The 11,380-nt window shown below is 52.6% G+C and carries 9 protein-coding genes; 4 read left to right on the top strand and 5 right to left on the bottom strand.

Going from position 1 to position 11,380, the window contains the following annotated elements; all coding sequences use genetic code 11:
- Positions 1–188: 188 nt before the first annotated feature.
- The 3 genes from lpdA to yacL all read left to right on the top strand — a co-directional run bounded on the left by lpdA (position 189) and on the right by yacL (position 5,085).
- The gene (gene lpdA, locus ACZRKO_RS13085) at positions 189–1,613 is read left to right on the top strand and encodes a dihydrolipoyl dehydrogenase (RefSeq protein WP_463737697.1); all 1,425 of its coding nucleotides are present in this window, start codon (positions 189–191) and stop codon (positions 1,611–1,613) included.
- Between the two features lie 422 nt (positions 1,614–2,035).
- Positions 2,036–4,633 (top strand): bifunctional aconitate hydratase 2/2-methylisocitrate dehydratase, encoded by a 2,598-nt coding sequence (gene acnB / locus ACZRKO_RS13080; protein WP_463737696.1) that lies wholly within the window; start codon positions 2,036–2,038, stop codon positions 4,631–4,633.
- Positions 4,634–4,719: 86 nt separating this feature from the next.
- Positions 4,720–5,085, top strand: a complete 366-nt coding sequence (gene yacL, locus ACZRKO_RS13075; protein ID WP_463737695.1) for a protein YacL — start codon at positions 4,720–4,722, stop codon at positions 5,083–5,085.
- A gap of 4 nt (positions 5,086–5,089) precedes the next feature.
- On the opposite strand, the gene yddG is transcribed toward yacL, so the two are convergent.
- From yddG to ACZRKO_RS13050, 5 genes are all read right to left on the bottom strand, one after another.
- Positions 5,090–5,968, bottom strand: coding sequence for an aromatic amino acid DMT transporter YddG (gene yddG / locus ACZRKO_RS13070; RefSeq protein ID WP_463737694.1), 879 nt, complete (start codon positions 5,966–5,968; stop codon positions 5,090–5,092).
- An 89-nt stretch (positions 5,969–6,057) separates the two neighbouring features.
- Complete coding sequence (locus ACZRKO_RS13065) at positions 6,058–6,933, bottom strand: hypothetical protein (protein WP_463737693.1); 876 nt, start codon at positions 6,931–6,933, stop codon at positions 6,058–6,060.
- 388 nt (positions 6,934–7,321) lie between these two features.
- The gene (speD, locus tag ACZRKO_RS13060) at positions 7,322–8,116 is read right to left on the bottom strand and encodes an adenosylmethionine decarboxylase (RefSeq protein ID WP_463737692.1); all 795 of its coding nucleotides are present in this window, start codon (positions 8,114–8,116) and stop codon (positions 7,322–7,324) included.
- 28 nt (positions 8,117–8,144) lie between these two features.
- Positions 8,145–9,032 carry a polyamine aminopropyltransferase gene (gene speE, locus ACZRKO_RS13055; RefSeq protein WP_463737691.1) on the bottom strand — a complete coding sequence of 296 codons (888 nt, stop codon included), beginning with the start codon at positions 9,030–9,032 and terminating at the stop codon, positions 8,145–8,147.
- A 201-nt stretch (positions 9,033–9,233) separates the two neighbouring features.
- Positions 9,234–9,581, bottom strand: coding sequence for a YacC family pilotin-like protein (locus ACZRKO_RS13050; RefSeq protein ID WP_463737690.1), 348 nt, complete (start codon positions 9,579–9,581; stop codon positions 9,234–9,236).
- Between the two features lie 174 nt (positions 9,582–9,755).
- Here ACZRKO_RS13050 and cueO point away from each other — a divergent pair, with 174 nt between their 5' ends.
- The gene (gene cueO, locus ACZRKO_RS13045) at positions 9,756–11,363 is read left to right on the top strand and encodes a multicopper oxidase CueO (protein WP_463737689.1); all 1,608 of its coding nucleotides are present in this window, start codon (positions 9,756–9,758) and stop codon (positions 11,361–11,363) included.
- Positions 11,364–11,380 lie beyond the last annotated feature (17 nt).

Raw genomic sequence — 11,380 nt, 5'->3', positions numbered from 1 at the left:
GCTTTTTTCTGGTAATCTCTTCATGCTGTTTGGGATTATCAGGTGCCAACTCAAATCGTTTGCCGTTTGTTGTTTCAAATTTGTTAACAATTTTGTAAACTGCGGGCGGATAGAACGACCCGGTGGATGATGGGCGTTACGATACAAAAATGACGTCAGACCCGCCGGAAATAAATTAAGAGGTCATGATGAGTACTGAAATTAAAACTCAGGTCGTGGTACTTGGGGCAGGCCCTGCAGGTTACTCTGCTGCTTTTCGTTGCGCTGATTTAGGTCTTGAAACCATTCTGGTTGAGCGTTATTCCACCCTCGGTGGCGTATGCCTGAATGTCGGCTGTATCCCTTCCAAAGCCCTGTTGCATGTGGCGAAAGTCATCTCCGAAGCGAAAGCTCTGGAAGAGCACGGCATTATTTTCGGTGAGCCGAAAACAGACATCGACAAAGTGCGTGTCTGGAAAGAAAAAGTCATCAACCAGCTGACCGGTGGTCTGGCAGGTATGGCGAAAGGCCGTAAAGTGAAAGTTGTCACCGGCCAGGGCAAATTTACTGGCGCGAATACTCTGGTTGTTGAAGGCGAAAATGGTCCAACGACCATCACTTTCGACAATGCCATCATTGCGGCGGGTTCCCGTCCAATCAAACTGCCATTCATTCCACATGATGACCCACGCGTTTGGGACTCAACGGATGCGCTGGAGCTGAAAAGCGTCCCGGAGCGTCTGCTGGTCATGGGTGGCGGTATCATCGGTCTGGAAATGGGCACCGTTTACCATGCTCTCGGTTCTAAAATCGACGTAGTGGAAATGTTTGACCAGGTTATTCCTGCCGCTGACAAAGATGTTGTTAAAGTCTTTACTAAGAAAATCAGCAAGCAATTCAACCTGATGCTGGAAACCAAAGTCACCGCCGTTGAAGCTAAAGAAGACGGCATTTACGTGACGATGGAAGGCAAAAAAGCGCCAGCCGAACCACAGCGTTACGACGCCGTGCTGGTGGCTATCGGCCGCGTTCCTAACGGTAAATTGCTGGAAGCGGGCGCTGCTGGTGTGGAAGTTGACGACCGTGGTTTCATCCACGTCGACAAACAGATGCGTACCAACGTGCCAAACATCTTTGCTATCGGCGACATCGTCGGCCAGCCAATGCTGGCACACAAAGGTGTACATGAAGGTCACGTAGCCGCTGAAGTGATCTCCGGTAAGAAGCATTACTTCGACCCGAAAGTCATTCCATCGATTGCCTACACTGAGCCAGAAGTTGCCTGGGTTGGCCTGACCGAGAAAGAAGCGAAAGAAAAAGGCATCAGCTACGAAACCGCCACCTTCCCGTGGGCAGCTTCCGGCCGTGCTATCGCTTCCGACTGCGCAGATGGCATGACCAAACTGATCTTCGACAAAGAAACTCACCGTGTTATCGGTGGTGCGATTGTCGGTACTAACGGTGGCGAGCTTTTGGGTGAAATCGGTTTGGCTATTGAAATGGGTTGTGATGCCGAAGATATCGCGTTGACCATCCATGCTCACCCGACATTGCACGAGTCAGTGGGTCTGGCAGCAGAGATCTACGAAGGCAGCATTACTGACCTGCCTAACCCGAAAGCGAAGAAGAAATAATTCTGGCTTAAAAGTTTAAGAAGCGGCGCCGAAAGGGGCCGCTTTTTTTGTGCCTAAACTCCTCCGCAATTCTGCTTTTAAACCCTTGTTAAACTGTGTCTATTATGCTGATCTAATGAGCGATATCACTGCGTGCAGCCGATCCTTCTGCGCTCAACGATTCAGCAAAGATTTAATGTTGCTTTTATGTGAACGAATTAACAAGCAGGTGAAATCCTGCTATGCTGCCCAAGCCGCAAAGGGCCACTGTGCTTAGGTTCAGGACGTGACAGCTTTACCTGATAAAGTAGTCAAAGAAACAAGCATACCCGCAGTGTCCCGACTCGTCAGACCGTTTGAAAGCCCCTGTCCCTACAGGCATGACGCCAGTCTGATGATGGAAGCCAGGCATAATAAATGACAATGAGAGCGAGGAGAAAGTCGTGCTAGAAGAATACCGTAAGCACGTAGCCGAGCGTGCTGCTGAGGGCATCGTCCCCAAGCCACTTGATGCTGCACAGATGGCAGCGCTGGTCGAGTCCCTGAAGAATCCGCCAAAAGGCGAAGAAGACACTCTGTTAGACCTGCTGAGTAATCGTGTTCCGCCAGGCGTTGATGAAGCCGCCTATGTAAAAGCCGGGTTCCTGGCTGCCGTCGTGAAAGGTGAAACCACCTCCCCCTTGGTTACCCGTGAAAAAGCCGTTGAACTGCTGGGCACCATGCAGGGTGGCTACAATATTCATCCGCTGATCGACGCGCTGGATGATGAGACACTGGCTCCTATCGCAGCAAAAGCGTTATCCCATACCTTGCTGATGTTCGATAACTTCTACGACGTGGAAGAGAAAGCGCACGCAGGTAACGAACACGCGAAAAAAATTCTACAGTCGTGGGCCGATGCCGAATGGTATTTGTCACGCTCACCGCTGGCCGAAAAAATCACCGTGACCGTATTCAAGGTGACCGGCGAAACGAACACCGATGATTTGTCTCCTGCTCAGGATGCCTGGTCCCGTCCAGATATTCCTCTGCATGCGTTGGCAATGCTGAAAAACGAACGTGAAGGCATTGTGCCTGACGCGCCGGGCAGCGTGGGTCCAATCAAACAAATTAACGAACTGAATAAAAAAGGCTTCCCGCTGGCGTATGTCGGTGACGTTGTCGGTACCGGGTCTTCGCGTAAATCCGCCACCAACTCGGTGCTGTGGTTTATGGGGGACGACATCCCACACGTGCCGAACAAGCGCGGTGGCGGTGTAGTACTGGGCAGCAAAATTGCACCAATCTTCTTCAATACCATGGAAGATGCCGGCGCATTGCCAATTGAAGTGGATGTTTCTGACCTGAATATGGGCGATGTGATCGACATTTTCCCGTACCTCGGCGAAGTGCGTAACCACGAGACCGGCGCTATTGTTACCACCTTCGAGCTGAAAACCGACGTGCTTCTCGATGAAGTTCGTGCCGGTGGCCGTATCCCGTTGATCATCGGCCGTGGTTTAACCACCAAAGCCCGTGAATCGCTGAAACTGCCTCAGAGCGATGTGTTCCGCATTGCCAAGCCTGTTGCTGCCAGCAACAAAGGCTTCTCGCTGGCGCAGAAAATGGTTGGCCGCGCCTGTGGCGTTGCCGGTATTCGCCCAGGCGAATATTGCGAACCTAAGATGGCATCTGTGGGTTCTCAGGATACCACCGGCCCGATGACCCGTGATGAGCTGAAAGATCTGGCCTGTCTGGGCTTCTCGGCTGATCTGGTGATGCAGTCATTCTGTCATACCGCGGCTTATCCGAAGCCGGTTGATGTGACCACTCACCACACGCTGCCGGACTTCATCATGAACCGCGGCGGTGTTTCACTGCGCCCTGGCGACGGTATTATCCACTCGTGGCTGAACCGTATGCTGTTGCCTGACACCGTCGGCACCGGTGGTGACTCGCATACCCGTTTCCCTATCGGCATTTCCTTCCCGGCAGGTTCTGGTTTGGTGGCCTTTGCAGCAGCGACCGGCGTAATGCCTCTTGATATGCCAGAGTCCGTACTGGTGCGTTTCAAGGGCAAAATGCAACCGGGGATCACCCTGCGTGACCTGGTTCATGCCATCCCTTATTACGCGATCCAAGAAGGTCATCTGACCGTTGAGAAGAAGGGTAAGAAAAACCTCTTCTCTGGGCGTATTCTGGAAATCGAAGGTCTGCCGGAACTGAAAGTGGAACAGGCGTTCGAACTGGCGGATGCGTCCGCAGAGCGTTCAGCGGCCGGTTGCACCATCAAACTGGATCAGGCGCCGATCAAAGAGTACCTCAGCTCCAACATCGTGTTGTTGAAGTGGATGATCTCTGAAGGTTACGGCGATCGCCGTACCATTGAGCGCCGTATTAAAGGCATGGAAGAGTGGCTGGCGAACCCAAGCCTGCTCGAAGCCGACACTGACGCCGAGTACGCGGCCGTGATCGAAATCGATCTGGCTGATATCAAAGAGCCTATTCTTTGTGCGCCGAACGATCCGGATGATGCGCGCCTGCTCTCTGACGTGCAGAACAGCAAAATTGATGAAGTCTTTATCGGTTCCTGTATGACCAACATTGGTCACTTCCGTGCGGCAGGAAAGTTGCTCGACAGCCATAAAGGCACGTTGCCAACCCGTCTGTGGGTTGCACCACCGACCAAAATGGATGCCGCCCAGCTGACCGAAGAGGGCTACTACAGCATCTTCGGTAAGAGCGGTGCGCGGGTTGAAATTCCGGGCTGTTCACTGTGCATGGGTAACCAGGCGCGTGTTGCTGACGGCGCGACGGTGGTTTCCACCTCAACCCGTAACTTCCCGAACCGTCTGGGTAACGGCGCTAACGTCTATCTGGCCTCCGCAGAACTGGCCGCCGTAGCGTCCCTGCTGGGTCGCTTACCGACGCCAGCGGAGTATCTGGGTTACATGGAACAGGTCGACAAGACGGCAGTGGATACTTACCGCTACCTGAACTTCGACAAGCTGAGTGAATACACCGACAAAGCTGACGGCGTGATCTTCCAAACCGCAGTGTAAATCGTTATATTTGCCGCATTGATGAAAGGAGGCTTCGGCCTCCTTTTTTATTTCCCTTTTCGGGACCCTTTCCAGAGGATGACATCATGGACTACGACTTCTTACGCGACATCACCGGTGAGGTCAAAGTGCGTTTCTCAATGGGCCATGAAGTGGTTGGGCATTGGATTAACGAAGAAGTGAAGGGCGATTTCAGCGTGCTCGATAAGGTTGAAGCGGCGATAGCGGATGTGAAAGGCAGCGAGCGTCAGTGGGAATTGATCGGTCACGAATACACCCTGCTGCTCGGCGATGATGAAGTGATGATCCGCGCCAATCAGCTGGGCTTCGAAGGTGATGAAATGGAAGAAGGCCTAAGCTACTACGACGAAGAGAGCCTGGCGTTTTGCGGCGTGGAGGACTTTCTGCAAGTCCTCGCGAAATACCGCACCTTCGTGACCACCTATAAATAATCTGCTATTTACCGCGTGATGCCGTCCAGCACAGCAGCGACCCGGCCACCACCATACCCACGCCGGGCCAGAAGCTGGCGCCCGGTAACGTATTGAGCCACAAACCGGCAATAAAAATAGCGGACAGCGGGGTGAAATACGACAGCGCTGCGACCAGCGTGGCATTGCCTTTTTTCATTGCGATATCCCAGCACTGGTATGAAATGGCCGTAACGGCACCCATCGCCAGTAGTTCGGTCATCGCACGCCACGTCATACTGATGCGAGTGGTTGAGTAGGTAAAATAGAGCGCCCACAGCACCGCCCCGGTTGCCAGCAGGAACAGCGGCAACACGCCAGCGCCTTTACTGAATATCCGCACCAGATTGGAATAGAGCGCCCACGCAATCGCCGCACCCAAGGCCAGCCCGTAAGCCACCGGATTACTGTGCACATTGCGCATCATTTGGTGTACATCCAGCCCGTGGCCGCCGCTGATTGCCCACAGTACGCCGGCAAATGCCAGCACGGCTCCGGGCCACATCCACCAGCGTACCTTGAGTTTCAAAAGGGGCACCGCAAACAGCAGCGTCAGGCTGGGCCATAAATAGTTGATGAGCCCCAGTTCCAGCGTCTGTTGACGGCTGTGCGCCAAACCAATGGCCAGCGAAAACGCCACCATATAGAACACAAACAGCAAACCGCAGACAATGAGATAAGCAGGGGATTGTCCCCGCAGCGTCGGCCTGCCGCTGGCCATCCACACCATGATACCGCTGACCGTATAAATAGAGGCCGCCGCGCCGAAAGGCCCAAGCGCTTCTGCCAGACTGCGCGTGAGCGCCACGCTCATACTCCACAGCAAAATGGCGATAACACCAAACAGCGTTGCAAAACGATCCATCTGAAAGGTAAGCCTCTAAAGAAGAAGGCTTTAAAGATAAGCGATTGTCCCGATAAATTACACCGGAACAATCTCCTTATTTATACACATCAGAAGTAAAAACCAAACTCCAGGCCGAGGCTCGATGTGGTGGTGGCGGGCTGATAATAGCCGACGTCACGCCCGTTCAGTTGTCCCCGTTTCTCATCAGACTTACCGTATTTCTGATGAATATAGGACGCTTTAACAAACAGATCTTTATTGATATTCCAGGTCAGGCTGGTGAACGGCGACAGGCGCGATTTCGGTTGCAGCCAGACGCCGCCCTGATTGCTGTGTGTCCAGGTCGCGATAGGGTAAAGCGCACCGCCTTCAAGACTTAACCTGGAGTCGGACGTCATCTGCCAGTTTGCCCCCAGCGCCGCTTTGGCATAAGGCTGCAATGACACCTCCAGTGCGCTGTATTGCTGAGTGCGGTTTTCTGAAGCGATGTAAACATCGTCGGAGCGGATATTGCGCAGCCAGACCTGACCGCCTGCGCTGCCTTTGGCATCGAAAGAGAGGCTGTCCGACGCGCGGTAACGGTAGCCGCGCGTTATATCTGCACTGTAACCGGTGTAGTAGGTTTTACCCTTCAGCGAGCCATCGGGCACGTTGCCTTTATCATCAAGGGTGCTGCCTTTATAGCTGACGATGCCAAACATCAGGCTCATGTCCCAGGCTTTGAGTAACCCGCTGGGGGCGTCGAGATAGTTATTGGCACCGAAGTTTACCCGCAGGCGGGGGCCGTGCTCCGCAACATATTTTCCGTCCATATTATCGACGGACTCATCCCATTTATAATATTCCGCCCCATAGCTGACATAGTGGCGCGTTCCGTCGGTATTATTGCTGAACAAACTTTCCCCGGCCCAGGAAACCCCGGATGCCAATAAAGAACTCGCGGCCAGCAGACTGGATACGGTCTTTAATTTACAGATAGTCATTTTATTATTTCTGTGTGCAGGTGATTAGGAGTGGTGATTTTAAAAACAGCGGCGGGATGTTAACGCAGGATAAGAGAGATAAAGAAGGCTCTATTCATTTTCTGTTCAAATAAGATCAATAGAAAAGTAATAAGTGCAATTAAAGGTGATTTTTCAGATCTATTTGAGTTAATGGGTTTTATTTATTCTTATAATTTGTCTTATTGCGCAGATCGTTTTCCGATCAATTTGAGTTAAGGTTTTATAAAATGAGGCTTAGGGCGATTTTTCTGATGAAAGGTGAGGGTTCTGCAAGAATTAAACGTAGCGTCTTTCGCCACTAAGTTAAATTAAAAAGGCCGCGCACTTTCATGCCCGGCCTTTCAGCGATGTTTATTTAGCGTGAAATTTACACCGACGGCAAATTGCGCCCGTAATAAATCTCCTGCATCTCTTTGTACAGCAGATCGGTGATCTCTTTATGTTCTGCCGCACTCAGTTCATCAGGTTTAGCATTAAACAGATAATGTTTCAGATCGAACTCTTTGAGCATCATCTTGGTGTGGAAAATATTTTCTTGATACACATTGACATCCATCATGTCGTACAGCGCTTTCATGTCTTTCGACATGAAATTCTGAATCGAGTTAATCGAGTGATCGATGTAATGTTTGACGCCATTCACGTCGCGGGTGAAGCCGCGCACGCGGTAATCAATGGTGACAATGTCAGATTCCAGCTGGTGAATTAAGTAGTTCAGTGCTTTAAGCGGGGAAATAACCCCACAGGTGGAGACTTCGATATCAGCGCGGAACGTACAAAGCCCGCCCTCCGGGTGGCTTTCCGGGTAGGTATGAACGCAGATATGGCTCTTATCCAGGTGAGCAACCACCGAGTTTGGCAACGGGCCGGGATGCTCGGTCGTATCCACATCGCGCGGATCCATCGGTTCTTCGCTCACTAAAATCGTGACGCTGGCGCCCTGCGGTTCGTAATCTTGTCGTGCCACGTTAAGTACATTCGCACCGATGATCGAGCAGGTTTCGGTGAGAATCTCCGTTAAACGGTTGGCGTTATATTCTTTGTCAATGTAGGCGATATAGCCATCACGATCGTCAGCCGTCTTGGCATAACAGATATCGTAGATACAAAAACTCAGGCTTTTGGTCAGGTTATTGAAGCCATGCAGTTTCAGCTTTTGCAATTTAGTTCACCCCCTTATGGATGCAGTATCAGCGCGCGGCCGACAGGGCATTCAGTAAATACTGTGGCAGGGCAAAGCTGCCGTGATGGATGGCCGGATTGTAATAACGGCAAGTAATACCCGCAGCGCCGAAACGCGCCTGCAAGGTTTTGCTGTCAATCTGGCGATATTCCGGGCTGTTGGTTGCCCAGGCAAAGGTCATGATGCCGCCGTAATAGGTCGGGATCGCGGCCTGATAGAAACTGGCGTCACTGAAATAGTGGCTCAGCTTGGTGTGGCTGTTGACCGCTTCATCCTGCTGGAGGAAGCAGACGCCGTTTTGCGCGACGAAAATTCCGCCCGGTTTCAGGCAGCGTGCGCAGCCTTCGTAAAACGCCGACGTAAACAGGCTCTCGCCGGGACCGATAGGATCGGTGCAGTCAGAGATGATCACATCGAACGTGTCAGTGGTCTGATTGACGAAGTTCACGCCGTCTTCGATCACCAGCTTAAAGCGGGCGTCGTCATAAGATCCAGCGCTGTGGTTGGGCAGATACTGGCGGCAGAATTCCACCACACCGGCATCAATCTCCACCATCGTGACTGATTCCACACCTTTGTGACGGCACACTTCACGCAGCATTCCGCCGTCGCCACCGCCGATGATCAGCACTTTTTTGGCGTTGCCGTGGGCCAGCAGCGGCACATGGGTCATCATCTCGTGATAAATGAATTCATCACGTTCAGTGGTTTGCACCACGCCGTCGAGGGCCATCACGCGCCCGAGCGCGGCGTTTTCAAAAATCACCAGATCCTGATGTTCTGTTTTGTCACGGTACAGCTCTTTTTCGACACTGAAATACTGACCAAAATGGGCATGCAGTGTCTCAAACCACATTTCTTTCTGTAACCGCTTTTGTGAGTGATCCTGGGACATGTTGCGATCTTCTCCTGAGTATTCACAGCCTTGAAAAATGGGGGCAACATAATAGCCAACATTACCCTGCTATGCACGGTTGAATTTCATCCAGATGACATTGTTTGCAGGCCGGAGTTAGCTGGTGTTAAGTGTAGTTGAGGGAAGAAATAGGAGGGGGAGACCCGGCATTGGACATCGTCCTCGCCGGGAAAACGGCAATCAGTTCGAATAAGCCAGCAGGCTAAGGGAGTCGCGTGCCAGAGATTTGCACTTGGTCGGCGTGGCGACCGCAATACCGCTCAGGTCACGGTAGCTGTCTTCGCCCATGGCCTGCATATTGAAGCTATTGTAGTTGGTCAGATCCCAGCGATTCTGCTGTGCGAAGAACACAATGGCGCGTTTGATTTGCGCGTTGGGTAACTGGTCATAGCCGCAGTTATTTTTCAGATAAACGAAGACCGCGGTCAGATCCGCTAAATCTTCGGCTTCAGATTCACTTAATGCCTGACTGGCAGAGGAGAAACCGAGCAGGGTCAGCAACAGCAAAGTCAGCGTAGTTCTTTTCATTGCATTGTTCTTTTAATAGGAAAAATCGGCTCTTTGAGAATTAAAAGACGTTAACATATTTGCCCTGAGTCACACTAAATTTCTTTTATCCGCTCAGCGGCTTGACCTTACCCTTGGTGGAGGGTTTAGGCTGACACTCTTACATTGCCCGCCAACCGCCAAAAGGATCTGAACATGCATCGTCGCGACTTTATCAAATGGACCACTCTGATGGGCGCAGCCACTACGTTGCCTGGGTGGAGCCGGCTGGCGTTCGCCGCCGATCGTCCGGTTTTGCCGGTTCCGTCGATCCTCAGGGCGAATTTTGACGGTAGCTATAGCCTCAATTTACAGCGCGGGCAGAGCCAGTTTTTACCCGGCGTCAATACTGAAACCTGGGGTGTGAACGGCAATCTGCTTGGGCCAGCGCTGCGGATAAAGCGTGGTGAACCGGTGAAGGTCACAATTAATAATCATCTTGATGTCGCCAGTACTGTGCACTGGCACGGGCTGGAAATTCCCGGCGATATCGATGGCGGGCCGCAGGGCGTGATTGCCCCCGGCGCCAGTCGCACCGTGGAGTTTCAGCTCGATCAACCGGCGTCGACCTGCTGGTTCCATCCCCATCCGCATCAAACTAGCGGGTATCAGGTCGCAATGGGGCTGGCGGGGCTGGTGCTGATTGAAGATGCAGAGAGCAATAAGCTGCAACTTCCCACCCGTTGGGGCGTGGATGATATTCCGCTGATCTTTCAGGACAAACGCCTCAACGACGCAGGACAAATCGATTACCAGATGGACGTCATGACTGCTGCCATTGGCTGGTTTGGTAACCACATGCTGACTAACGGCGCGGTTTATCCACAGCACGGTGTATCGCGCGGATGGGTGCGTCTGCGCATGCTGAACGGCTGTAACGCCCGTTCGCTCAATATTGCCGCCAGCGACGGACGCCCGCTGTATGTGATCGCCAGCGACGGTGGTTTCCTCGCTGAACCGGTAAAAGTCACTGAACTCCCTATGCTGATGGGCGAACGCTTCGAAGTGTTGGTGGAGTGCCAGGGCACACAGTCTTTTGACCTCGTCACCTTACCGGTCAAACAGATGGGCATGACACTGGCACCGTTTGATCAGCCGCTGCCGGTGCTGCGTATTCAGCCGACAATGACGCTGGGTGCACAGTCGATACCGGACACGCTGGTGCAAATGCCTGAGCTGGTTTCCGCCGATGGCCTGCCGACCCGCTGGCTGCAACTGTCGATGGACCCTCTGCTTGACCAGCAGGGCATGGCGGCTCTGATGGAACGCTTTGGCCATGAGGCGATGGCGGGCATGAGTATGGACCACGGCGATGCAGGGAAAAGCAATGACATGGCGTCGATGCCGGGCATGTCCCACGACGCTCACGGCGGCATGGCCGGTATGGATATGTCGAAAAGCGCCGGTAAATTTGACTTCATGAGTGGCAATAAAATCAACGGCAAAGCCTATGATATGAATACACCTGCGTTTGACGTCAAACAGGGCCAGTACGAAAAGTGGACCCTTTCAGGGGAGGGCGACATGATGCTGCATCCTTTCCATATCCACGGCACACAGTTCCGTATTCTTTCTGAAAATGGTCAGCCGGTCGCAGCCCATCGCTCGGGCTGGAAAGATATCGTTCGGGTTGAAGGCGCACGCAGTGAAGTGCTGGTGCGTTTCAACCATCTGGCGGATAAGCAGCAGGCCTATATGGCGCACTGTCACCTTCTGGAGCACGAAGATACCGGCATGATGCTGGGCTTCACCGTGTCGGCCTGAGCCGGTCGAAAAACAAC

The sequence above is a fragment of the Ewingella sp. C233 genome (assembly GCF_055407225.1).
This window is presented reverse-complemented; position numbering and strand designations above follow the sequence as displayed.

Bases quoted from the DNA above. Each gene is read 5' to 3' on its own strand.
- speE (WP_463737691.1), bottom strand. From the start codon at position 9,032: ATGTCCCAGGATCACTCACAAAAGCGGTTACAGAAAGAAATGTGGTTT.
- yddG (WP_463737694.1), bottom strand. From the start codon at position 5,968: ATGGATCGTTTTGCAACGCTGTTTGGTGTTATCGCCATTTTGCTGTGG.
- cueO (WP_463737689.1), top strand. From the start codon at position 9,756: ATGCATCGTCGCGACTTTATCAAATGGACCACTCTGATGGGCGCAGCC.
- ACZRKO_RS13050 (WP_463737690.1), bottom strand. From the start codon at position 9,581: ATGAAAAGAACTACGCTGACTTTGCTGTTGCTGACCCTGCTCGGTTTC.
- yacL (WP_463737695.1), top strand. From the start codon at position 4,720: ATGGACTACGACTTCTTACGCGACATCACCGGTGAGGTCAAAGTGCGT.
- ACZRKO_RS13065 (WP_463737693.1), bottom strand. From the start codon at position 6,933: ATGACTATCTGTAAATTAAAGACCGTATCCAGTCTGCTGGCCGCGAGT.
- lpdA (WP_463737697.1), top strand. From the start codon at position 189: ATGAGTACTGAAATTAAAACTCAGGTCGTGGTACTTGGGGCAGGCCCT.